General features: G+C 55.0%; 19 protein-coding genes and 1 tRNA gene. 9 read left to right on the top strand and 11 right to left on the bottom strand.

Annotated features, from left to right (window positions below; all coding sequences use genetic code 11):
• Positions 1 to 41: 41 nt before the first annotated feature.
• The 8 genes from LVJ88_RS11170 to LVJ88_RS11135 all read right to left on the bottom strand — a co-directional run bounded on the left by LVJ88_RS11170 (position 42) and on the right by LVJ88_RS11135 (position 4,837).
• Positions 42 to 119, bottom strand: a tRNA-Pro gene (locus LVJ88_RS11170).
• Positions 120 to 272: 153 nt separating this feature from the next.
• Positions 273 to 665, bottom strand: coding sequence for a ribosome silencing factor (gene rsfS / locus LVJ88_RS11165; RefSeq protein ID WP_085417870.1), 393 nt, complete (start codon positions 663 to 665; stop codon positions 273 to 275).
• 80 nt (positions 666 to 745) lie between these two features.
• The gene (gene nadD / locus LVJ88_RS11160) at positions 746 to 1,354 is read right to left on the bottom strand and encodes a nicotinate-nucleotide adenylyltransferase (RefSeq protein ID WP_085417871.1); all 609 of its coding nucleotides are present in this window, start codon (positions 1,352 to 1,354) and stop codon (positions 746 to 748) included.
• A 20-nt stretch (positions 1,355 to 1,374) separates the two neighbouring features.
• A complete protein-coding gene (locus LVJ88_RS11155) occupies positions 1,375 to 1,953 on the bottom strand; it encodes a beta-class carbonic anhydrase (RefSeq protein WP_054599134.1) in 579 nt (192 codons plus the stop codon).
• Between the two features lie 123 nt (positions 1,954 to 2,076).
• Entirely contained in the window at positions 2,077 to 2,307 is a 231-nt protein-coding gene (locus LVJ88_RS11150; protein WP_085355666.1) for a VIT1/CCC1 transporter family protein, read from the bottom strand.
• Positions 2,304 to 3,299 (bottom strand): 4-hydroxythreonine-4-phosphate dehydrogenase PdxA, encoded by a 996-nt coding sequence (gene pdxA, locus LVJ88_RS11145; protein WP_085417909.1) that lies wholly within the window; start codon positions 3,297 to 3,299, stop codon positions 2,304 to 2,306. The genes LVJ88_RS11150 and pdxA overlap by 4 nt, the downstream gene beginning before the upstream one ends.
• Positions 3,300 to 3,567: 268 nt before the next feature.
• Complete coding sequence (locus LVJ88_RS11140) at positions 3,568 to 3,807, bottom strand: TM2 domain-containing protein (RefSeq protein WP_054599136.1); 240 nt, start codon at positions 3,805 to 3,807, stop codon at positions 3,568 to 3,570.
• Between the two features lie 142 nt (positions 3,808 to 3,949).
• Positions 3,950 to 4,837 carry an NUDIX hydrolase gene (locus tag LVJ88_RS11135; RefSeq protein ID WP_085417872.1) on the bottom strand — a complete coding sequence of 296 codons (888 nt, stop codon included), beginning with the start codon at positions 4,835 to 4,837 and terminating at the stop codon, positions 3,950 to 3,952.
• 131 nt (positions 4,838 to 4,968) lie between these two features.
• Between LVJ88_RS11135 and LVJ88_RS11130 the strand changes: the two genes are divergently transcribed.
• The 5 genes from LVJ88_RS11130 (at position 4,969) to LVJ88_RS11110 (ending at position 11,890) form a co-directional block, all read left to right on the top strand.
• A complete protein-coding gene (locus tag LVJ88_RS11130) occupies positions 4,969 to 5,115 on the top strand; it encodes a lipoprotein signal peptidase (RefSeq protein WP_082402929.1) in 147 nt (48 codons plus the stop codon).
• A 73-nt stretch (positions 5,116 to 5,188) separates the two neighbouring features.
• Positions 5,189 to 7,498: a DNA topoisomerase IV subunit A gene (gene parC / locus LVJ88_RS11125; RefSeq protein WP_085417873.1), complete on the top strand. Its 2,310-nt coding sequence runs from the start codon at positions 5,189 to 5,191 to the stop codon at positions 7,496 to 7,498.
• A gap of 282 nt (positions 7,499 to 7,780) precedes the next feature.
• Positions 7,781 to 9,376, top strand: coding sequence for a two-component system sensor histidine kinase NtrB (locus tag LVJ88_RS11120; protein ID WP_054599139.1), 1,596 nt, complete (start codon positions 7,781 to 7,783; stop codon positions 9,374 to 9,376).
• A complete protein-coding gene (locus LVJ88_RS11115; RefSeq protein WP_054599140.1) occupies positions 9,363 to 11,048 on the top strand; it encodes a sigma-54-dependent transcriptional regulator in 1,686 nt (561 codons plus the stop codon). The genes LVJ88_RS11120 and LVJ88_RS11115 overlap by 14 nt, the downstream gene beginning before the upstream one ends.
• 83 nt (positions 11,049 to 11,131) lie before the next feature.
• A complete protein-coding gene (locus LVJ88_RS11110) occupies positions 11,132 to 11,890 on the top strand; it encodes a class I SAM-dependent methyltransferase (protein WP_085417910.1) in 759 nt (252 codons plus the stop codon).
• Between the two features lie 7 nt (positions 11,891 to 11,897).
• Here LVJ88_RS11110 and LVJ88_RS11105 read toward each other — a convergent pair whose 3' ends face one another.
• The gene (locus LVJ88_RS11105; RefSeq protein WP_085417874.1) at positions 11,898 to 12,080 is read right to left on the bottom strand and encodes a lipoprotein signal peptidase; all 183 of its coding nucleotides are present in this window, start codon (positions 12,078 to 12,080) and stop codon (positions 11,898 to 11,900) included.
• 78 nt (positions 12,081 to 12,158) lie between these two features.
• Between LVJ88_RS11105 and LVJ88_RS11100 the strand changes: the two genes are divergently transcribed.
• Both LVJ88_RS11100 and LVJ88_RS11095 read left to right on the top strand, forming a co-directional pair.
• The gene (locus LVJ88_RS11100; protein ID WP_085417875.1) at positions 12,159 to 13,427 is read left to right on the top strand and encodes a tetratricopeptide repeat protein; all 1,269 of its coding nucleotides are present in this window, start codon (positions 12,159 to 12,161) and stop codon (positions 13,425 to 13,427) included.
• A gap of 41 nt (positions 13,428 to 13,468) precedes the next feature.
• Positions 13,469 to 14,176 carry a phospholipase D family protein gene (locus LVJ88_RS11095; protein WP_085357741.1) on the top strand — a complete coding sequence of 236 codons (708 nt, stop codon included), beginning with the start codon at positions 13,469 to 13,471 and terminating at the stop codon, positions 14,174 to 14,176.
• A 168-nt stretch (positions 14,177 to 14,344) separates the two neighbouring features.
• Here LVJ88_RS11095 and glnE read toward each other — a convergent pair whose 3' ends face one another.
• Positions 14,345 to 17,038, bottom strand: coding sequence for a bifunctional [glutamate--ammonia ligase]-adenylyl-L-tyrosine phosphorylase/[glutamate--ammonia-ligase] adenylyltransferase (glnE, locus tag LVJ88_RS11090; RefSeq protein ID WP_085417876.1), 2,694 nt, complete (start codon positions 17,036 to 17,038; stop codon positions 14,345 to 14,347).
• 94 nt (positions 17,039 to 17,132) lie between these two features.
• Positions 17,133 to 17,675, bottom strand: a complete 543-nt coding sequence (locus LVJ88_RS11085; RefSeq protein WP_085417877.1) for an isochorismatase family protein — start codon at positions 17,673 to 17,675, stop codon at positions 17,133 to 17,135.
• A gap of 646 nt (positions 17,676 to 18,321) precedes the next feature.
• Between LVJ88_RS11085 and pgaA the strand changes: the two genes are divergently transcribed.
• On the top strand, positions 18,322 to 20,730 hold the full coding sequence (pgaA, locus tag LVJ88_RS11080) for a poly-beta-1,6 N-acetyl-D-glucosamine export porin PgaA (protein WP_096777378.1): 2,409 nt from the start codon (positions 18,322 to 18,324) through the stop codon (positions 20,728 to 20,730).
• A 106-nt stretch (positions 20,731 to 20,836) separates the two neighbouring features.
• Positions 20,837 to 22,717, top strand: coding sequence for a poly-beta-1,6-N-acetyl-D-glucosamine N-deacetylase PgaB (gene pgaB / locus LVJ88_RS11075; protein WP_085417878.1), 1,881 nt, complete (start codon positions 20,837 to 20,839; stop codon positions 22,715 to 22,717).
• Positions 22,718 to 22,812 lie beyond the last annotated feature (95 nt).

The raw sequence follows: 22,812 nt of genomic DNA, 5'->3' as shown, positions 1-22,812 counted from the left end.
GCGGTTTCGCGCCTAATATATCGGGCTGCTCGCAGGGAAACTGGTCGGGGCGGTGGGATTCGAACTCACGACCCCCTGTTCCCAAAACAGGTGCGCTAACCAGACTGCGCTACGCCCCGACGAGAAAGCCGAACTATACCGATTGTGTTTGTTGCCGTCAAGCCCTGATGTCGGGTAATTTGGGTGGAAATGTCTATCTGTTTCATTTGTTTTGGAAAAAGAAACGGGATGCGGCGGTATGGTGTGCGGCTGAACCGGTGTGTTTGGGGCGGTTAGTTGTCTGCTGCGTACCAGGGTTTTTGTGCGCCGGCGTGGAATGAGGGTTTTTCGCCGCCCCACAGGGTGTCGATGTCGTAGAAATCGCGTACGGCGGGCAGCATGACGTGTACGACTAAATCGCCGGCATCGACGAGTGCCCATTCGCCGCTGTCTTGGCCTTCGCTGCCGATGATTTCGAAGCCGGCTTCTTTGAGATCGACGGCTACGTTGTTGGCGAGTGCTTTGACTTGGCGGTTGCTGTCGCCGCTGGCGATGATCATGCGGGCGAACAGTGAGGTTTTTTCTTGGGTTTCGAGGACGGCGATGTCTTTGCCTTTGATGTCTTCGAGGGCGTTAACGGCGATATCGACCATTTTTTGCAGGTCTTGCAGTTCTTGTTCGTTCATATGGTTTCCTGTTTGGGGTGTTTCAGACGGCCCGGAAGGGGATGGGCCGTCTGAAACAGGTGAAAGTTTAGGGTGGTAGGTTAACGGTAAAGGTGGTTTCGGGCAATGTAATTTTCGACTTGGGGGTCGATTAGCCCGGTTACGGATTGGCCTGCGCGGATTTTGTGCCGGATTTCGGTGGAGCTGAGGTTGTACATGGGGGTTTGCAGCAGATGGAGGCTGCCGTTTTGCAGGGCGCTGCCTATCCAGCCGTGCAGTTCGCGCGGGGCTTGGGCGATGTTGTCGCCTTCGCGGGCGGCAACGGCGATGTGGGTGTGGCTGACGAGGGTTTGCCATTTTTTCCAAGTATGGAGTTTGAGCAGGCTGTCGCTGCCGAGCAGCCACCATAATTGTGCGGAGGGGAATTGTTGGCGGAAAATCTGTACGGTGTCGAAGGTGTAGGTGGCGCCTTTGCGGATGATGTCGCAGTCGCTGACGGCAAAGCGCGGGTCGTGGCCTATGGCCAGCTCGGTCATGGCGAGGCGGTGTTGGGCGTCGGTGCGGGTGTGTTCTGTTTTGTGGTAGGGGTTGCCTGCGGGAAGGAATACGACCATATCCAATGCGAGTTCGTCGGCAAAGGCGCGGGCGATATGCAGGTGGCCGTTGTGGATGGGGTCGAAGGTGCCGCCGAAAAGTCCTATTTTTTTCATGTGTAAGGCCGTCTGAAAGGTTAGGGTGCGATGGGGCATTCGTCTTTGCCGTTCACAATCACGGTGAGTTTGCCGGTGGTGGGGTGGATAACCATGCCGTGCACGGCTACGTTTTCGGGCATCAGGGGGTGGCGGCGGATGATGCCGACGGTGTGGCGCACGCTTTCTTCTACGTTGTCGAAGCCGGTGAGCCAGTTGTCGAGGTCGATGCCGGCGTTGCGCAGGGTGGTGATGCGGTCGTCGGGAATGCCGTTCGCGCGTGCGCTTTTGAGGAAGCTGTCGGGATGCAGGCCGCGCATGCCGCAATCGTGGTGGGCAATCACCATGATTTCTTTTACTTTTAATTCGAACACGGCAACCAGCAGGCTGCGCATCACGGATCCCCACGGGTGGGTAACGAGTGCGCCGGCGTTTTTAATGAGCTTGGCATCGCCGTTTTTCAGTCCCATGGCGCGGGGCAGCAGTTCGACCATACGGGCGTCCATGCACGATAGGATGGCGATTTGCCGTTCGGGGAATCTGTTGGTGAAAAATTGGGCGTATTCGCCGGATTCTACAAATTCTTGATTGAAGCTCAAGATGGTGTCTAATTCGCTCATGTCTGCTGTGGTTTTTGGGTTTGCGTGGCGGTTATTATAGCGGTTTCGTGCGGCGAAGTGGCAAACAGGCCGTCTGAAAGCAAACCGGGCGGGCTTGGTTTTCAGACGGCCTGTCGTGTTGGTTTAATCTTCCGAATCTTCAAATTTGCGTTCGGTTTCGTGAACGTGGTCGAAGTCGGTTAGTGCGTCGTTAACGGTTTGTTCGATCGGGTTGATGCCGGATTGTTCGCGTACGATGGCTTTTTGGCGTTCGCTTAAGGGCGGGTTGACGGCGAGGGCGTCTTCTTCGCGTTTGCGTTCGGCCTCTTCGAACGATTCGTAGGGTTGCGGTTTGATTTTGTCGTTTTGAGTCATTGTGTGCCTCCTGATGATGGTATGTGCCGAGCCATTTCCAGTGCTGTGCCGACTGCCACGAGCAGGCTGCCCGAATCGGCCTTGCCTGTGCCGGCAAGATCGAGGGCGGTGCCGTGATCGACCGAGGTGCGGATAAACGGCAGCCCTAATGTGATGTTGACGCCTTCTCCGAAGCCGGCATATTTCAGCACGGGCAATCCTTGATCGTGATACATGGCCAGCACGGCGTCGGCGTTTTTCAGCATAAAGGGTTGGAATAAGGTATCGGCGGGGAAAGGGCCGCGCACGTTTAAGCCCTGCTGTTGCAGTTTTTCGAGCGCGGGGATAATGGTGTCGATTTCTTCGCGCCCCAAGTGTCCGCCTTCGCCTGCGTGGGGGTTTAAACCAGCTACGAGGATGCGGGGGGAGGGCAGGCCGAATTTGGTTTGGAGGTCGCGGTGCAGAATATGCAGAACCGATTCGAGCAGCGGGCGGGTGATTTCGGTGGCAACGTCTTTCAGCGGCAGGTGGGTGGTGGCGAGGGCAACGCGCAGCCCGCCTCCGGCGAGCATCATGACGACTTGCGGGGTGTGGCTCTTTTCGGCCAGATATTCGGTGTGGCCGCTGAACGGTACGCCGGCATCGTTGATCACGCCTTTGTGCAGCGGAGCGGTAACCATGCCTGCAAACGTGCCGTCGCAGATGCCGTTGTAGGCGGTGTCGAGCAGTTCGAGCACATAGGCGGCGTTGGCGGTGTTCAGACGGCCTGCTTCGCACGGCGCGCGCAGGGGAATATGCCAAACATCGAGCGTGCCGCGCTCGGGCGGAACGCCTGTTTGGTAGTCGCGCAGGTTGATGTGTTTGCCGAGCTGCCGGGCGCGTTGCTGCAACAGGTGTTTGTCGCCCAGTATGACGCAGTGGCAGCGGGTGTCTGCTTCGGCTAAGTCCAAGCAGATGTCGGGGCCGATGCCTGCGGGTTCGCCGCTGGTTACGGCCAATACGGGAAGGGTCATGGAATGCTCCGGGTCGTTGCGGCACAAGCTGCCGATGGATCGGGTGTGTTGTGACATACTATTAAACAGGGTTATGTTTTTTACTGCAACCGCGGTGCGGCGCTTGCCGTAGGTTGAAACCTTTGAAAACCTTGTTTGCGGCTTTGTATTAAAAATTAAGTGGATTGGCTATTTTGCTATAAACCGTGAGCTTTGCAAAAACATGAGGCCGTCTGAAACCTTGAATTCAGACGGCCTTGATAATCGGGCGTTGCCGTGCGCAGCGGGGTTACACCACAATCGCGCCGAGCGAGTCGGTGGGTTTGAATGCCGCCAAAATGCCTTCGATAATGCCGACGACGGTGGGGATGAATGTCCAACTGAACAGAAAATAAAGTATGCCCATCCACACGCGGCCGGCACAGAATTTGTGTACGCCGAACGTGCCGAACAGCAAGGCCATGGCTACATACAGGGCTTTGTTGCAGGTGTGCGGATAAGAAGCGGCGTATGAAACAGGTACGTTCATTGAGTTTTCCTTTTTATTGTTGGCAGGTTACGGCGTTTAAATGGTGCGAACCGGCTTAAATTAAAGACGTGTTTGGTAAAAACAGGCAAACGTTGAGGCCGTCTGAAAGAGTGTGTTCAGACGGCCTCGATGTTTCGGCGGATCAGGCCGGGCGGCGGGTATCGGCCAGCCATTTCGATAAGCCGTGCCCCTCGTCGAGCAGGCCGTAGCGCGAAAACGCATCCAGCGTGGCAAGCATGGCATCGTTCATCATTAGGCCGTCGCACATGGCGGCGGTCAGCTCCGTAGGGTTCATGAGTGTGAACTCGGCCACTTCGCCGTCTTGGTTTTCGGGGCGGATTTCAGACGGCAGCACCACGTCGAAAATATGCAGCAGCTCGTTGTGCAGGCCGCGGGCTACGGGACGCACGCTCAGGCGTTGGTTTTGGCAAGCCAGATTGTGCAGCAGCGAGATATCCAAACCGGCTTCTTCGCCGCCTTCGCGCATCATGGCTTCGCGCACGCTCTCGCCACTGGCGATGCCGCCGCCGACGAGGTTGTCGAGCTTGTTGGGGTCAACCGCTTTATACGGGCTGCGGCGGCCTATCCAAAACATCCATTCGCCGTTGTGCAGGGTTAAACCGTTGATGTGGACGGCGTGGCTCATCAGCCCCAGCGGGCGGAAAGCCGCGCGTTCCAAAGCAAACAGCGGCTTGCCTGCGGCATCTTCCACATCAAATTTTTCGTTGCGCCAGCCGCCTAAGAAACCCAGCCTGCTCCAGCCTTGCGCCATGTGTTGCAGGCTGTCGCCCATAGCCAGCCAGTTTTCGCTGTGCAGGTAGAGGCCGTCGGCGCGGTTTTCGCTGCGTTCCGGCCAGTCTTGCCGCACACGCTCTAACCAAGTTTCGTTCAGACGGCCCAACTTCAAGCCGTTGAGCCACAAAGCGTGCCATGTGCCGCTTTGGGGGCTGAAATGGGTTTGCAGGCGGTCGAGCAGGCGGTTGTGTTCGGCTTCGCTCAAGCGGCGGGTAAATCGGGGTAGGGCGGTCATATTGTTTTCCGGTGCGGGAGACGGGTCGATTATATCAGCACAATGGTTTGCGGATATGGATAGGGCATGTTGCGGAGGCAATGTGCTGGAGGGTGTGCGGAACGAATGGCCAAGCCATCAGGTCGAGACCTTTGCAAAACCCCCATCTGCGGCGCATTTCTGCGTTGTGCGCTGCCCGCTCGTTTGCCTATCTGTATGATATGTCTGCACTCGCTGTGCTGCTACGCCTTGAACTGCATCCACATCTGAGGGTTTTGCAAAGGTCTCAGGCCGTCTGAAAAGGCGTGCGGGCGGATGAATCCAAATTGCTTTACAATACAGGCTTTTTCAATTCAGCATTTTCCGCTTGCAATGAACGAACACATCTCCCAACCCGCCGTCGGCGACGACTACCTGCTGCTCGGCCAATACGCCGAACGCGCCTATCTCGAATACGCCATGAGCGTGGTTAAAGGCCGCGCCCTGCCCGAAGTTTCAGACGGCCAAAAGCCCGTGCAGCGGCGGATTCTCTACGCTATGCGTGATATGGGGTTGACGCACGGCGCGAAGCCGGTGAAATCCGCCCGCGTGGTAGGGGAGATTCTCGGTAAATACCATCCGCACGGCGATGCTTCGGCCTACGATGCCATGGTGCGGATGGCGCAGGATTTTACCCTGCGCTATCCCTTAATCGACGGTATCGGCAACTTCGGCTCGCGCGACGGCGACGGTGCGGCGGCGATGCGTTACACCGAAGCGCGGCTCACGCCGATTGCCGAGCTGCTGCTTTCCGAAATCAATATGGGCACGGTGGATTTCGTGCCGAACTACGACGGCGCGTTTGAAGAGCCGGTGCATCTGCCCGCCCGCCTGCCGATGGTGCTGCTCAACGGCGCATCGGGCATTGCCGTCGGTTTGGCCACCGAAATCCCGTCGCACAATCTCACCGAAGTTACCCAAGCGGCCATTGCCTTGCTGAAAAAACCTTCGCTGGAAACCGCCGACCTGATGCAGTACATTCCCGCGCCCGATTTTGCCGGCGGCGGGCAAATCATCACATCTGCCGCCGATTTGCAGCAGATTTACGAAACCGGCAAAGGCAGCGTGCGCGTGCGGGCGCGTTACGAAATCGAAAAACTGGCGCGCGGGCAATGGCGCGTTATCGTAACCGAGCTGCCGCCCAACACCAGCGCGCAGAAAATCCTCGCCGAAATCGAAGAGCAAACCAATCCCAAGCCCAAGTCCGGCAAGAAAAACCTCACGCAAGACCAGCAAAACACCAAAGCGCTGATGTTGTCGCTGCTGGAAAAAGTGCGCGACGAAAGCGACGGCGAATCGCCCGTGCGTTTGGTGTTCGAGCCGAAATCCAGCCGTATCGAACCGGAAAACTTCATCAACACGCTGATGGCGCAAACCGGTTTGGAAGGCAATGTGCCGATGAACTTGGTGATGATGGGCTTGGACAACCGCCCCGCGCAGAAAAACCTTAAAACCATTTTGCAGGAATGGCTCGATTTCCGCGTCATCACCGTTACACGCCGTCTGAAATTCCGCCTCACCCAAGTGGAAAAACGCATCCACATTCTCGACGGGCGCATGATCGCTTTTCTGCATATCGACGAAGTGATTAAGGTTATCCGCGAATCCGACGAACCCAAACCCGACCTGATGGCGGCGTTCGGCCTCACCGAAATCCAAGCCGAAGACATTCTCGAAATCCGCCTGCGTCAGCTTGCCCGCTTGGAAGGTTTCAAGCTCGAAAAAGAATTGAACGAACTGCGCGAAGAAGAAGGCCGTCTGAAAATATTGTTGGGCGACGAAAACGAAAAGCGCAAATTGATTGTCAAAGAAATGCAGGCCGACATGAAGCAGTATGGCGACGAACGCCGCACTTTGGTTGAAGAAGCCAGCCGCGCCACCCTCACGCAAACCACTGCCGACGAGCCGGTTACATTGATATTGTCGAACAAAGGCTGGATACGCAGCCGCGCCGGCCACAACGTCGATTTAAGCCAAACCACCTTCAAAGAAGGCGACGGGTTGAAACAGGTGATCGAAGGCCGCACCGTGTGGCCGGTGGTGGTGCTCGATTCGCACGGCCGCACCTACACGCTCGATGCGGCGGAAATCCCCGGCGGCCGCGGCGACGGCGTTCCCGTGGCTTCGCTGATCGAACTGCAAAACGGCGCCGAAGTCGTTGCCATGATGACCGGCCTGCCCGAACAGCATTATTTATTGAGCAACAGCGGCGGCTACGGCTTTATCGCCAAACTCGGCGATATGGTCAGCCGCATCAAGGCAGGTAAAGTGGTGATGACGCTCAAAGCCGGAGAGCGAACCCTGCCGCCGGTGAGCATCTATGCCGTGTCGCTCATCAACCCCGAGTGCAAAGTGCTGCTGGCCACCGACGAACCGCGCCTGCTGGCGTTTACCATCGGCGAATTGGAAGTGATGGCCAAAGGCCGCGGCTTGCAGTTAATCGGCCTTTCAGACGGCGTCAAACTCGAACATGTCGCCGTTACCTCGTCGCCCGAATTTATCGTAGAAAGCACCGGCAAACGCGGAGCGGCACATAAAGAGCGCCTGCGGATTCAAGATATAAACAACAAACGTGGCAGAAAAGGCAAAGTTTTAGAGATTTCAGGCCGTCTGAAAAGATTATCCGGCGCAGATTCGGTATAATCACATGAAGTTTGAATATACAGAAGCAACTATATTGAGCGGGAGTACCGTTGCGTTGGCGGGTTGTGCCGCCAAACGTTAGCATGCGGGGGTTATCGGTAAAACCAAGCATACCGCCGCCATGCTTTTGGCGACACGCCCTACAATAACGGTAATCAATCGGTTGCCTTCTGCGGTCGGTCAACTCTCAGGTGACTGCGGCCTTGCCGCTTTGCATTCGAGTTGTTCGACCCTGCCCATACCAACCTGCCCAAAACAAAAACATCTAAGGCCCGACATTACATGAGTGTAAACAGATTATTCGTTAAACAGGATTGGGAAACACTCAACGAACGCATCCCCGGCTTAATCAACATCGCCCGGATTGCCATTGTGCTTTCCCTATTGGTCTTTCACCTGTTCAGCTTTTCCTCCGGCGGCGAAACGGCCAAAACCATGTTTCCCACCGTTGAGTTTTACAGTTGGATTACCGTTTACGGCCTGTTAATCCTGTTAACGATTTTCAAACCCGACTGGCAGCTCCAAACGCTCGAGCTGCCCAATGCCAGTGCCGTCGTTGATATTACGATGGTGATGGTGCTTACCTATATTACCGGCGGCATAGAATCCGGCTTCGGCATTCTCGTGCTGCCCTTCATCGCCACCTCCTGCCTGCTCAGCCACGGCCGTTATCCCATGCTTTATGCCGGTTATGCGCTGATGCTGATTTTGCTGAACATGTTTTTTGCAGGGCAAATTCAGTTTCACCCGCTGGAATGGGACGGCCGCATATTCGTATCCGGCGCGCTTTTGGCGGGTGCGTGTTTCCTTGTGGCCGCATTAACGGCCTTCTCGGCAACCTATCTGCAGGCCGCCACCGAATCGGCTACCAAACACCAATTGGCCTACCGCCGCGTGAGCGGTTTGAACAAAGTGGTGCTCAACCGCGTGCAGGAGGCCGTGATCGTGATTGATGCCGCGCAGCGTGTATGGCTTTTTAACCGTCAGGCCAAAACCTATTTTCCGGGCTTGGAAGTCGATAAACAGGAAACCGTTTTCGGCGAGCTGGTGGCACGCTGGCAATATCAGCCCGATAAAAACTTTGAAACCGATATCCATATCTTCCAGCACTCCATGCATGTGCGCGCCGTGCCGGTGATTCAGGAAAAAACAGAATTGTTGATGCTGTTTGTGCGCTCGCTGCGGGAAGTGGCGGCAGAAGCACTGGCAACCAAGCTGGCCTCTTTAGGCCAGCTTACCGCCAATCTGGCTCACGAAATCCGCAATCCCATGTCGGCTATCCGCCACGCCAGCGACCTGTTGCAGGACGAAGACGGCAACGACCCGACCAAAGCCAAACTGCACAATATTATCGACACCAACATCCAGCGCATCGACAAAATGCTGGAAGATGTTTCTTTGATCAACAAGCGCGACAGTCTCAGCCGCGAGCCGATTAATCTGATGAAGTTTTGGTTGGAGTTCAAACAGGAGTTTACGCTCAACAACCCCGATTCGGTCGGCTGTATCCGCATGAATATGGACGGCAGCAATTTAAGCGTTTTGGTTGACCCCATGCACCTCCAGCAAATTATGTGGAATCTGTGCAACAATGCTTGGCGGCACAGCCGCAAAGACAACCACGCCATCACCGTGCTGATGAAACCGAGCGGTCGCATGCACATTTCCATCGTGGTTGCCGACAACGGCACCGGCGTTCCTCCCGATGTGCGCAACCATTTGTTCGAACCTTTCTATACCACCGAAAAACAGGGTACGGGTTTGGGTCTGTATGTGGCCCGCGAATTGGCGCATGCCAATATGGGTCAGCTGCACTACCACCCTGAAATGAACGGTTTCGAACTGATTTTACCGAGAGAAAGCAATGAGCAACCATAACCTGCAAGATCCCGTATTGGTGGTGGATGACGAAGCCGATATCCGCGACCTGATGGAAATGACCCTGATGAAAATGGGTTTGCGCGTTCAGACGGCCGTGGGCGTAGAAGATGCCAAAGACAAGCTCGACAACAACGATTATTCGCTCGTGTTAACCGATATGCGTATGCCCGACGGCTCGGGTTTGGAAGTGGTTCAATACATCAACGAGCTGGCATTGGACACCCCCGTGGCCGTGATTACGGCTTTCGGCAATGCCGATCAGGCAGTGGAAGCCTTGCGGGCAGGTGCGTTTGATTACCTGCAAAAGCCGATTACCCTCTCGCAACTGCGCTCTTTGGTTAAATCGGCGGTTAAAGTCAGCGAGCCGACGGAAGGTTTACGCGCTGCCGTGCAGCCGGAGCCGCCCCGTTCCGAACCCGTTGCCCGCCCCGCTCCGACACCGCCCGCAGCGGCCAAACCTATGCCGATGCCCGCGAGAACGGCTCCGATGCCTTTTACCGCTTATACGCCGCCGCGCAAAAATACCGGTTCGGCCCTTACCCGTTCGGCGGGCGTGCCGGAAGGATTGCGTTCTTTGAAAGAGCGTTTTGCCAGCGGAGAATTAACTGCCCGCATTCTGCCCGATTCAGGCAAAGAGTTGGGCGGCGAATCCGATATGCCGCGCTTGCTCGGCATGTCGCCGCAAATGATTGAAGTGCGCCACCTTATCCGCCGCTTGGCCAAAAGCGGCGTGCCCGTTTATATCGCGGGCGAGTCGGGCACGGGTAAAGAGCAGGCCGCCCGCACGATACACGAATTGTCCGACCGTGCCGACAAGCCTTTTATTGCCGTCAACTGCGGCGCGATTCCCGAAAACCTGATGGAAAGCGAATTTTTCGGTTATAAAAAAGGCAGCTTTACCGGTGCCGACAGCGACCGCTTGGGTTTCTTCCAGCATGCCGACGGCGGCACGCTGTTTCTCGACGAAGTGGCCGATCTGCCGCTGCCCATGCAGGTGAAACTGCTGCGCGCGATTCAGGAAAAAGCCGTGCGCCGCATCGGTGATGCGCGGGAAACTTATGTCGATGTACGCATCATCTGCGCAACGCATAAAAACCTCGAACATTTGGTCGAGGTTGGGGCTTTCCGCCAAGACTTATATTACCGGCTGAATGTGGTTTCGCTCAGCATGCCGCCGTTGCGCGAAATGCGTGAAGATTTGGGCGGGCTGATTATGCATTTGCTGCACAAACACCGCAGCGGCAGCGAAAACTACAAACTCAGCCCCAAAGCGCAAGACGCTTTGCTGCAATACAGCTATCCGGGTAACTTCCGCGAATTGGAAAATATTTTGGAGCGGGCGGTTGCCTTAACCGTGGGGCAGGTTATCCAGCTTGACGATCTGCAAATCCATACCGGCACCACACCGCAGTTTCAGGCCGGAAAGCTCGAACACCAGCATCTCCACAGCCCGGCGGAAGAGATTTCAGACGGCCTGCAACTGAGCGGCGGCTTGCCCGATTTTGTGCCCGGCAAAATGCAGATACAGGATTATCTCGACCAAATCGAGCGCGAAATCATCGAGCAGGCTTTGAAGCAGACGCGCTACAACCGCACGCAGGCCGCCAAGCTTTTGGGTATCAGCTTCCGTTCGATGCGCTACCGTATGGAACGCTTGGATATCCACTGATTTTTTCAGACGGCCTGAGCGTTTCCCGCCTGATTGTTAAAGTAATGATGTTCAACCGTTTAAGCCACAGGCCGTCTGAAACCATGACCTACGTTTATCTCAGCGACACCGCCACCGACACCGCCCGCGAACTAATCAGCCGTTTTCATCTGCCCGTATGCGGCCAAATTCCCGACCAAGGCGAATATCTGCTGGCCGATTCAGACGGCCTTTCTTTGTGCCGCGCCGGAGAAAAGGGCAGGGTGCGTGTTGATTTTGAAGGCGGAACCGCACAATACCGCCGAACCAAAGGCGGCGGAGAATTGATCGGCAAAGCGGTTAACCACACCGCAAAGCCTAGCGTTTGGGACGGCACGGGCGGTTTGGGGCGCGATGCTTTCGTGCTGGCGTCGCTCGGTTTGCAAGTGAATGTGTTTGAGCAAAATCACGCCGTTGCCTGCCTGCTTTCAGACGGCCTCCTGCGTGCTTTGCAGTCTGCCGACGAAGAAGTGGCCCGAACCGCCGCCCGCATTACCCTGCATGTCGGCGATACTTGCGCCTTGCTGCCCCGTTTGGCCAACGAACAAGGCCGCCCCGATGTGGTTTACCTCGACCCGATGTATCCCGAAAGCCGCAAATCGGCCTCGGTGAAAAAAGAAATGGCTTATTTTCACGGCTTGGTGGGCGAAGCGCAAAACGAAGCCGAGCTGCTCGCTGCCGCCCGCCGCGTTGCCAAAAAGCGCGTAGTCGTCAAACGCCCGCGCTTGGGAGAATATTTAAACGGCGAAAAGCCCGCCTATCAATACACGGGCAAAAGCACCCGTTTCGATGTTTATCTGCCTTTCGAGCCGGTTGCCGGTTAAGGCTGACCTAACCTTGTGATTTGCGGTTTGCAAAACCGCATTTCCAGACGTCCTGAGACCTTTGCAAAACCCTCAGATGTGGATGCAGTTCAAGGCGTAGCAGCACAGCGAGTGCAGACATATCATATAGATAGGCAAACGAGCGAGCAGCGCACAACGCAGAAATGCGCCGCAGATGGGGGTTTTGCAAAGGTCTCGGCCTGCCGCATCACAATGTGATTCAATAAACACCTAAGCCGTTAGAAAATCAATTATTCAAAACACAAATATGAACAAACGCTTACCACCGAAATTACAAAAAATCCAACAACAGCTCGACCGTATTTCCGCCTCTTTCCTGCACTATATGGATGCCGGAGATTACCGCAACGCACTCACCGAAGCCCTGAAAGCGCACAAAATGATTCCCCAATCCGTCGCACCGCTGAGCGATGCGGCAACGGCGGCGGTAAAAGGCGGCTTTTGGCAAGAAGGCATTACCTATGCGAAAAAAGCCCTGCAACGCGACCCTAAGCATATCAATTCGTTAGACGCGCTGGCTCATGCCTATGGCAGCGTGAACGACTGGGAAAACTGCCGCACCTACGGCATCAAGGCATTGGAGCTCCGGCACGGCAGCATTACCGCCCGCCCCGCCTTGCCGCAGATTGAACCGCCGCAAAACGGTAAAAAAATCATCTCATTCTCACTGTTCGGCAACAGCTCCGAATATCTCGAACCCGCCGTCATGAACACCGAATTGGCTGCGCAGATTTACCCGGGCTGGGTGTGCCGTTTCTATATAGACGGCAGCGTGCCGCAAGCAGCGGTGCAGCGCTTGCAGGCCAACGGTGCCGAAATCGTGCGGGTGGATGAAGCGGCCGAACAATGGCCGGGCACGATGTGGCGTTTTCTCGCACTCGACGATAAAGAAGCCGCCCGCGTTATTTTCCGTGATGCAGATTCGGTGATTTCGCAGCGGGAAGCGCGCGCCGTGGCCGAGTGGGAAGCGGGCGGCAAACACTTTCATACCATGCGCGATGCCGGAACGCACACCGAATTGATTATGGCCGGTTTGTGGGGCGCGGTAGCAGGAAGCGTGCCCGATATGCGCCGAAAAATCGAAACCTATGTGAGCAAGCCTTTGGTATCGCGCCATTTTGCCGACCAATTTTTCCTGCGCGAGCACATATGGCCTTATGCCTGCCAAAGCCTGTGCGCACACGACCGCATTTTCGGTTTTGCCGATGCCAGGCCGTTTCCCGACACAGAAGCGTTTGATTACGACCATTTTCATGTCGGCTGCAACGAAGGCAACAGCCATTTTCAGGCGGCCTTCGATTTGCCCGACGGCAGCCGCGTTTGCTGGCGTTTGTTCAGCCGCATTTCGCCCCTGCTCAATCAAGATTATTCGCACAACCTGCTGCCCGAAGAGCGGCTGGTGTGCGCTTATGAAACCACCGTTCAAAACGGCACAATCAGCGGCATGGTGCCGCGGCGTTATTCAAAAGGCTTTTCAGACGGCCTGTCTAAGATTACGGTGGCGGCGGTTGATTAATTACGACAATCTTTAATAACAACAAACAAGGATGGAAAACAATGTCAAAATTTTTGAACACAAGTGCAACCACTTATTATTTGGAAGAGTTGATAAAAAATGCACGTGAACGTTTGTATTTAATCAGTCCTTATCTCAAGCTGAATGATCGGATTAAAGAATTATTAGAAGATAAAGACCGTATGAAAATCGATATCCGTATTGTTTACGGTAAAAGTGAATTGCAGCCCGCAGAAGTCAACTGGTTAAAAAATTTGAATTATATCCGCATCAGTTATTGCCATAATTTGCACGCCAAATGTTATATCAGTGAAACGGCTTGTATTATTACCAGTTTGAATTTATATGAATTCAGTCAAGTTAATAATAATGAAATGGGCATCTTAATCGGCCGTGACGAAGATATTGAAGTGTATCAAGATGCTTATAACGAAGCTCAAAGAATTATCCGTATCAGCGATGAAGTAAAGATTTCTTTAGATGTAATTGATAAGAGTTTTTCAGATGAAGAATCTGTTGATGATACAGAAGGAGAAAAAACATACAGTAGTTTGACCGCGGCTAAATTGGCGGAGAAGTTGGGAATATCTACAGCAGAGTGTAATCAAAAGTTGTGTGATTGCGGTTTGCAAGAGTTGAATGGAAAATTCTATAACTTAACCGAAAATGGTAAGAAGGCGGGAGGAATGATTAAAAAAGGTCGATACGGTTATTTTATTGTGTGGCCGGAGAATTTGAATATATCTTAATTTTAAAAGATGGCCGTCTGAATAATCGGGTTTTCCCGGTTTAGGTTTGATTGGCTATATAAGGCGCAGCAACGCCACAGCAGAAATAAAGTTTATTTGCTATATAAAAAAGCACTTTCTCAATGGCGGTAACACAATGTATCCCGATTGAGAAAGTGCTGTTCCTTTTCAGACGGCCTTAAGCCTGATCTCTTCGCCAAACACCTGTTCCCACAGTTTTTTCACGCTGCCGTAATACGCCTGAACCTGTTCGTTGACTGCCAATTTGCCGGCATCGCGCAGCTTGGCGTTATGCTGCTGTTGGCGGTAGAAACGGTAGGCGGTTTGCGATTGTTCGGCCAGTGTTTTATCTATCAAGCCGGCATCGGCGGCGATGTTGAGCAAGGCGATGTTGCCGTAGTTGTCGAGCAGTTGCGGATGTTCGCCCGCATAAGCCAATATCAAGTATTGCACGATAAATTCCACATCGACCACGCCGCCGCGGGCGTATTTGACGTCGCTGGCTTCGGGCGGGTGGGTGGCGAACATTTTTTCGCGCATGGCGATGATTTCACGGGCGAGTCCGGCTCGGTTGCGCGGGCGGGTGAGGATTTCGGTGCGCAGTTGGTCGAAGGCTGCGCCGGTTTCGGGCAGGCCGCAGATGAAGCGGGCGCGGGTGAGCGATTGGTGTTCCCATGTCCACGCGTTTTCGCGCTGGTATTTTTCAAACGCGGCGATGCTGTGGGTAAGGAAGCCGCTGTCGCCGTTTGGCCGTAAGCGCAAATCGACTTCGTAGAGCGTACCTGCGCCGGTGGCGGCGGAAAGCCAGTTGGTGAGGCGGCGGGCGAAGCGGGCGTATACGTCGGGTGCGTCGGGGTGCGGGTCGTCGTACACATACACTAAATCCAAATCGGAGGTGTAGCCCAACTCTTTGCCGCCGAGTTTGCCGTAGCCGATGATGCCGATGCGCAGGGTGTCGGTATGGGTTTTCGGGGTGTCGGCCCACACGGCGGGCATGGCGGCGGCGAGGATGGTGTCGGCCAGCGCGGAAAGTTGGTCGGACAAAGCTTCCACCGTCCATAATCCGGCCAAGTCCTGTACGGCGAGGCGGAATACTTGGGCGTGTTGGAAGCGGCGCAATATGTCCATTTGCGCTTCGGTGTCGCCCGCTGCATTGTTGAGGCCGTCTGAAAGCTCGGCGGCGAGTTTCGGCCAATCGTTGCCGGTGTCCATCAATTGTGCGCTGAGCAATTCGTCGAGCAGAATCGGGTGCTTCGTCAGGTAGCCGGACACCCACGAGCTTTGCCCCATGATGTCGGCCAGCCGTTGCAGGGCTTGCGGGTGCTCGTGCAAAAAGGCGAGATACGACGAGCGGCGGCTGATGTTTTCGAGAAAATCCAACAGGCGCAGCAGGGTAACGGTGGGGTCGGGTTGGGTGGCGGCGGCCTGCGCCAACAGCGGAATCACGGCATCGAAACGCGGCTGGGCTTGGGCGGAAAGGTGGCGGTATTTGCCGCTGTTGCGGAGCTGGTCGAGCCGCCGGCCGATTAAGACGGCATCGAAGCCGTGTTCCGCCAAACGGCCGGAGCGGGTTTCTTCGTCGGCGTTTTGCTGCCAGATACATTGCCAGCCGTTGGCCTGCGCCTGCGGCTGTTCGTCGGGTTCGGCAAGGATTTCGTTGAACACGGCGTTCACTTGGCGGCGGTATCGGTCGAGGCCGTCTGAAAACGCGGCGTAGTCGGCAAAGCCCATGCTTTCGGCCAGCCGCTGTTGTTGTTCGGGATTGTCGGGCAGGGTTTGGGTTTGCCGGTCGTCCCAGTATTGCAGGCGGTGTTCGACATCGCGCAAGAAGCGGTAGGCTTCGAGCAGCATGTTAACGGTTTCGTGCGGGAGTATGCCCAGTTCGGCAAGTTTGAGCAGGGTTTCCTGCGTGCCTTTCAGTTGCAGCGCACGCACTTGGCCGCCGCGTATCAGCTGGAAAATCTGGGCGATGAATTCGATTTCGCGGATGCCGCCCGCGCCGAGTTTCACGTTGTCGGCCATACCCTTGCGGCTGACTTCGCTGCGGATTTGCCGGTGCAGCCCGCGCATGCCTTCATAGGCGTTGAAATCAAGGTATTTGCGGAACACAAACGGCCGCACCAATGCGCTGATTCCGTTGGCGTGCGGCGTAACCACGCGGCCTTTGCACCATGCGTAACGCTCCCACTCGCGCCCCTGCTGAATCAGGTATTGTTCCAACGCGGTTTCACTCAACACCAGCGCACCGCTGTCGCCGTCGGGGCGCAAACGCATGTCGATGCGGAACACCTGCCCGTCTGCGGTGATGTCGTTCAACAGCGTAATCAGCTTTTGGCCGACTTTGGTAAAAAATTCCTGATTGCTGCGCTCGCGCCTGCCGTCGGTGTCGCCCGATTCGGGATAAATAAAAATCAGATCGAGGTCGGACGACACGTTCAATTCATAACCGCCCGCCTTGCCCATCGCCACCACGCTCAAAAACTGCGGCCCGTTGCTGTAACGGCCGATCGGCGTGCCGTACATATCCCGATAATAAGCATGGGCGAAATCCAGCGCGGTGTTGACGGCAAAATCGGCAAACAGCGTAATCGTGCGGGTAACTTCGGTCAAATCGCTGATGCGGTTGATGTCGCGCACGATAATCTGCGCCATCACATAGCGGCGCAACAGGCGCAGTTGGCGGGCGAGTTCGGCTTCGTTTTCCTCGGCTTGGATGTGCTGCCAATCGGCGAAGGCTGCGAAATCGGCGGTTTCCAGCACTTTTTCCAGCATCGGGTTGAGAATGTTCGGGCTCAGGTTGCCGTTGTCGAGATGACGGGCGAGATATTGGGAATGGCGGCGGGCGTTTTCGATAGGGTTCATAACGGGCGCAAACAGGTTTCAGACGGCCTATCATAGCAATGTTTGAGGCCGTCTGAAAAAGTTTTTCAGACGGCCTCCGTTTATGCGGCATACCTTATTGAATCAGCTTGGACACGGTCTTAAACGCAGGATGTTTGGCGTCGCCCAAAAGCTGGAACAGAACACTTTCCACATTAGAAACCACCGCGCCGGCAGCCTGCATTTGCTGCAAGGCGTTTGCTTTGTTGGCGGGGTCGCGCGATTCGGTGCATTCAAACGGCACATATACGTCGAAACCTTCGCGACGTAAGTCGAGCACGGTTTGCAGCATGCACACATGGGCTTCGGCGCCGATCAAAATCACGTTTTCGGCACGCAGGTTTTGCAGAATGTCGGCCACTTCGGGCAGGAAAGCAGAAAAACGGGTTTTTGCAAATATCGGTGCATCGTCGAGCAGCAGGCGGATGGCGGGCACGGTGCTGCCCAATCCTTTCGGATATTGCTCGGTAGCCAGCATAGGCACGCCGACGGCTTGTAATCCTTGCAGTAGAATGCGGCTGCGTTCGGTCATGTAGTCGGCATCGGCCAGCGCGGGGTTGAGCCGTTCTTGGATATCTACCACGATACAAACGGTGTTGTCGGTGCGAAGGGCGTTCATGAAAATCTCCTGTGAGTGTCGGGGGTGGTTTCAGACGGCCTGAAACCTTTGTAAAACCGCCGTTTGCGGCGTATTGCTGCGTTGTCTGCTGCCTGCTCGTTTGCCTATCTGCATAGGATACGCCTTCTACTGCATCTGCGCATCGGGAAATTTTGCAAAGGCCGCCTATTGTCGGTTGAATTGGGCAGTCGGGGCAAGTTGGAAATATAGGAGTTTGGGCTGTACACACAAAATAATGGTTCGCGGCCTGATTTTGGGCAAAGGTGTCGGTTCGGAATTTTTACTTTGTTTTACAATAATGTAGCGAATTTATATGGAACAAAAGATGAATGATGTTATGAAAGATAATTATTTCATTTATTTTCATATCATGATGATTGTTTCATGATGAGCCAATAAACCCGTTAGGGCTTTTAAATGACCGTTAAAGGGTAACGCGAGCAACCGTTATCTGAATTGATATAAGCTTTGTGCAAATATTCTAAAGCCTGATTATCTTTCGCGCGTAAGAAGGCGTTATATAACAGGCTTCTACATTACAAAAGAAACGTTCTGTTTTTATATCTGCAAACGAGAAAGCCGGCATCGGCAAAAAACCGCGCATGGTTGAACGTGCGGTCACTTTCCTAAACCCTCCCTGATATTCATGATGAAAACAATCCACAAACTGCCTTTGGGTGTGGTTGCCCTTTTTGCGGCTGCACCGTTTGCTTTTTCACAAGATATCCAAGCCGAGCGGGAACGCTGGGCGGTACATGCCCGCAGCGGCGCCGCCCAGTTGGCCGAATCGGTGGCGCAGCTGCAAAAGCTCTACGGGCAAAGCGGCGATGCCAAAGTGCGCGCCGATTTGATTGCCTTGCTGCTGCGTCAGGGTAAAGCCGAAGATATTTTAAGCATTTGCCCCGATTGCCGCATCGAAGACTATGCCGCCGACGAATTGGAAAACATCGCCAAAGCCGCGCGCGATAGCCGCCGCTATCGTTTGTCGGCCGATTTTTACCGCCGGCTTCAGGTAACGGCGCCGAATCATAAAGTCGGCTATTTGGGCGCAGCTTTGGCATCGACGGATGCCGGAGATTATGCCGCGGCCAAACATCATATCGACGCTTACCGCAAGCGTTTCGGCAGCGATAAAGACATTCAGGAAGCCGAACACCATCTCAAACGCCAAACCTTAACGGAAACCGAATTATTGGGCGAACAGCAGCGTCGTTGGGAGGCCGATCCGACCAATCAGGATAAGGCTTTACAGCTTTACCGCACCGCCGCCCGGTTGCAGCTTTTCCCCTTGCAGGAAAGCATTATTTCCCGCTTTCCGCAGGCATTTACCGAGCAGGACCAATTATGGCTGGAAGCGGCAAAGGCGGCCACTTTGCTGCGCACCGCAAGGTTTACTTCCGATTCACCCCAGCTTCGTTCCGTATATAACCGCCTGAGTGCGTTGGTGGGCAAAGTGCCGGAAGGCAGCGAACTGCATACGCAGGTTTTGCGCGACCGTATGGCCGCCGCTGTGGCCGTGGGCAACGAAAAACAGGCATTGCGCGATTACCGCGTATTGGCCCGCCAAGGCAGCCAGCCCGATTATGTGCAGGAACAATACGGACGCGCCCTGCTCATGGCGGGCAGCCCGCGCAAAGCCGGAAAAGTGTTGGAGCGCAATCTGGCCAACCAAAACGCCGCCCAGGGCAAGCCTGATCCCGAATTGGTGGAGCTGCTGATCAGGAAAGACGCCGATCTGATGCGTTTCGATCAAGGCCAAGCCAAGCTCAAATATTGGAATGCCAAAAAATACACGCCCGATTTCACACATTCGGTTGAAATCAAAAACCCTTATTACGCCAATTATCATTATTGGAACGCACGCCTCCAAGCGTGGAAAGGCGATGTCAAAGGTGCCAAAGTGATGATGCAAAGCTGGCTCGACGAACATCCGGCCGACCCGTGGGGGCTGGTGTTGAAGGGCGAACTGCTTCAGCTTGAAGGCCACACCGAACAAGCCGTGCGCCACTTCGAGCAGGCGCGTGAGTATTTGTCGGAAGCAGATCAAAAATGGGTGGATGCCAAATCTGCCGCCGCCTATATCGAGGCGGGCAACTGGCCGGCCGTGCGCGATTTGTCGGCAGGGTTGGGGAAGGATGATGTCAACTATGAAGAATTCCGCCGTAACCACAAAGCCGAAAAAGCCGCACAGCTGAATATTTCCGGCACGGCCATGAAAGCCACTTCGCCCGAAGACGGCAGCGAATGGAGGGAAACGGTGCGGCTCGACAGCCCGCGCAGCAGCGAAGGGCACCGCGCCTATATCGTGCAGCAACACGCACATGTACCCAATAACGGCAATGCCCTTGATGCAGGCCGCGTAGGCGTGGGTGCAGAAGTCAACCTCTATCCGGTAATTGTGCGTGCCGAGGCAGGACGGGGCACGCAACTGAACGATAAATCTTACGGATCGCTCAGTGCCGATTACCGCATCAACGATCATGTGGGTGTGAACGCCAAAGCCGCGTTCAACAGCGACAACACGCCCGTTAAGGCGTGGGGGCAGGGCGTGTATGCCGACGAATATACCGTAAACGCCCAATACAACCATTCCGGCAAAACCCATGCCGGTATCGGCGCAGGCGTGATGAAATTTGACGACGGCAACACCCGCCGCGTCGCCAACGCGTGGCTGGCACACGATATTTTCCAATACAACCGCTGGAAGCTGGCCAGTTCGGTGGCAGCCGATTACAGCCGCAATAAAAACATACCCGGCGCGTTTTATTTTAATCCCGAAAGCAGCAAAACCCTCGGCGGCGAGCTGGCGGTTTCTTACACCTTGCCTCTGGATCACGATGTGAGGCTGGTTCAAACCGCTACCGGCGGCGTAGGTCGTTATTGGCAGTCGGGCGCGGCGGCCAAAAACACTTGGCTGCTGAAATACGGCCACGGTTGGAGTTTCGGCCGCCGTGCCATGCTGGGATACGAGTTCGGCCGCCGTCAGGCAATGTATGACGGTGTGCCCGAATATCAAAATTTCGGCAATCTCAACCTTAAGGTCAAGCTTTATTGATTGGCTTGCAATATTTCAGACGGCCTCATCAGCCTGCGGGCGGCAATCGACCGCAGGCCGTCTGAAAACATTTTCCGAACCCCATAACCTGAGATACGCAAAGACCATGAAATACAAAAGCCTGCTTGCCGGCCTGCTGTTGGCCTTCGGTTTACAAACCGCTTATGCTTCCGATGTGCGCTACGGCGTAATGTGCTATCACGATGTGATCGACAACAACCAGCCGCCGCCCGTGTTTGTGGAAGAGAAACAAGACGAAATGCAGGGCGAAATCCGCCGCAGCTATTTTCCGCAAACCATCACAGTAGAAAGATTGACCGCACATTTCAACTGGTTGCGCGACAACGGCTACACGCCCGTCAGCTTCAAGCAGATCGAAGATGCCCGGGCAGGGCGCGGCCAACTGCCGCCCAAACCCGTTCTGCTTACTTTCGACGACGGCTACATCAGCTTCTACACCAAAATCTATCCGCTTCTCAAAGCCTTCAACTATCCGGCCGTCTATGCCTTGGTAACTTCATGGCTGGAAGTTCAGCCCGGCGGCACGATTGCCTACGGCAAGAAAAAGCTGCCGCGCTCGGCTTTCATCACATGGGAGCAGGTGCGTGAAATGCAGAAAAGCGGCTTGATAGAAATCGCCTCGCACACCCACGATCTGCACCACAGCGTTTCGGGCAATCCCTACGGTTCGCAGTTTGCCGCCATTTTTCCGGCCTACCGTAACGGCCGCTACGAAACCCAAGCGGAATACGAACAACGCATCCGCCACGATTTGCAGCAGTCGGTTGATTTGATTGCCAAACACACCGGTACGCGCCCGAACCTGTTGGTATGGCCTTACGGGCAATTTAACCAAACTGCCCAAAAAATCGCTGCCGGTGTCGGCTTAACCAACGATTTCACCCTGTTCGACGCCAAGCTCAACACCATAGGCCAACCCAGCGTCGGAAGGGCTTTGATCGACACCGAATCGGGCTATCCGCTGATTAAATCCTATTTGGCAGGCGAAATCTACGAAGCCCCGCACCAACGAGCCGTGCACGTTGATTTGGGCGATATGTACGACCCCGATCCGGCCGTTTTGGAAAAACGCTTCGACAAACTCATCGAGCGCGTTTACAAACTGGGCATCACCACCGTTTATCTGCAAGCCTTTGCCGACGACAACCACGACGGTGTGGCCGAAGCAGTGTATTTCCCCAACCGCCATCTGAAAGTGAAAGCCGATTTGTTCAGCCGTGTGGCATGGCAGCTGATAACCCGCTCTAACGTGAAGGTATATGCACAGATGCCGATAACCGCGTTCGACTTGGGCAAAAATTACGACTATATCGACGCCGATAAAGCCGCCGCACCGCATTCGCGCTCGTTGAATCTGTCGCCCGACAGCAAAAAAAACCGCCGCGCCATTACCGAGATTTATGAAGATTTGGCATACAGCAGCCGTTTTAACGGTTTGGTCTTTCACGAAGGCTTAACAGTCGGCAAAGAAGACAGCCGCACAGATGCCGACCTCACCGACTTTACCGACATGCTCAAACAAACGGTTCTCAAATACAGCTACAACAGCACCAACGAAATGAAAACCGTGCGCAGCCTGGCCGTAAACGGTTCGGATACGCCCGAAGCGCACAGCCGTTTTGCCGAAAAGCTCGCCCGCTATGCCAATCATTACGACTTCACGGCGATTTCGGCCATGCCCTACACCTTGAACGGCCAACAGCCCGGCCGCAAAGAAGCGGCACGTTGGGTGGCAAGCTTGGCCGGAGCGGTAAAACGCAGCAATGTTCCCTTAGATAAAACCATTTTTGAATTGCAGTCGGTGAACCCGCTGACCGGCCGCCCCGTCGATCCCGCCGAAATGACCTCTTGGATGAAACTTTTGAAAAAGGAAGGCGTGAAAAATCTGGCCTACCACCACGATGACTTTCTCAACAACCAACCGCCGTTAAAGGCCATTAAGCCCGACTTCTCAGTCCAACATTAATGAATGCCGATTTTTTCAGACGGCCTCAGGCAACCGTTTGGCACGCCAAGCAAGGAGGCCGTCTGAAAAAATACATGGCGGTTCGGCCGCCCGAT

Origin of the sequence: Neisseria dumasiana, assembly GCF_022870885.1 — a bacterium.
GTDB classification, from domain to species: Bacteria; Pseudomonadota; Gammaproteobacteria; order Burkholderiales; family Neisseriaceae; genus Neisseria; species Neisseria dumasiana.
Note: the sequence above shows the minus strand (reverse complement) of the source record. Positions and strands in the feature narration are given on the sequence as shown.

Excerpts from the sequence above, each read along its gene's own strand:
- rsfS (WP_085417870.1), bottom strand. The coding sequence starts at position 665 with ATGAACGAACAAGAACTGCAAGACCTGCAAAAAATGGTCGATATCGCC.
- nadD (WP_085417871.1), bottom strand. The coding sequence starts at position 1,354 with ATGAAAAAAATAGGACTTTTCGGCGGCACCTTCGACCCCATCCACAAC.
- LVJ88_RS11155 (WP_054599134.1), bottom strand. The coding sequence starts at position 1,953 with ATGAGCGAATTAGACACCATCTTGAGCTTCAATCAAGAATTTGTAGAA.
- LVJ88_RS11150 (WP_085355666.1), bottom strand. The coding sequence starts at position 2,307 with ATGACTCAAAACGACAAAATCAAACCGCAACCCTACGAATCGTTCGAA.
- pdxA (WP_085417909.1), bottom strand. The coding sequence starts at position 3,299 with ATGACCCTTCCCGTATTGGCCGTAACCAGCGGCGAACCCGCAGGCATC.
- LVJ88_RS11140 (WP_054599136.1), bottom strand. The coding sequence starts at position 3,807 with ATGAACGTACCTGTTTCATACGCCGCTTCTTATCCGCACACCTGCAAC.
- LVJ88_RS11135 (WP_085417872.1), bottom strand. The coding sequence starts at position 4,837 with ATGACCGCCCTACCCCGATTTACCCGCCGCTTGAGCGAAGCCGAACAC.
- parC (WP_085417873.1), top strand. The coding sequence starts at position 5,189 with ATGAACGAACACATCTCCCAACCCGCCGTCGGCGACGACTACCTGCTG.
- LVJ88_RS11120 (WP_054599139.1), top strand. The coding sequence starts at position 7,781 with ATGAGTGTAAACAGATTATTCGTTAAACAGGATTGGGAAACACTCAAC.
- LVJ88_RS11115 (WP_054599140.1), top strand. The coding sequence starts at position 9,363 with ATGAGCAACCATAACCTGCAAGATCCCGTATTGGTGGTGGATGACGAA.
- LVJ88_RS11110 (WP_085417910.1), top strand. The coding sequence starts at position 11,132 with ATGACCTACGTTTATCTCAGCGACACCGCCACCGACACCGCCCGCGAA.
- LVJ88_RS11100 (WP_085417875.1), top strand. The coding sequence starts at position 12,159 with ATGAACAAACGCTTACCACCGAAATTACAAAAAATCCAACAACAGCTC.
- LVJ88_RS11095 (WP_085357741.1), top strand. The coding sequence starts at position 13,469 with ATGTCAAAATTTTTGAACACAAGTGCAACCACTTATTATTTGGAAGAG.
- glnE (WP_085417876.1), bottom strand. The coding sequence starts at position 17,038 with ATGAACCCTATCGAAAACGCCCGCCGCCATTCCCAATATCTCGCCCGT.
- LVJ88_RS11085 (WP_085417877.1), bottom strand. The coding sequence starts at position 17,675 with ATGAACGCCCTTCGCACCGACAACACCGTTTGTATCGTGGTAGATATC.
- pgaA (WP_096777378.1), top strand. The coding sequence starts at position 18,322 with ATGATGAAAACAATCCACAAACTGCCTTTGGGTGTGGTTGCCCTTTTT.
- pgaB (WP_085417878.1), top strand. The coding sequence starts at position 20,837 with ATGAAATACAAAAGCCTGCTTGCCGGCCTGCTGTTGGCCTTCGGTTTA.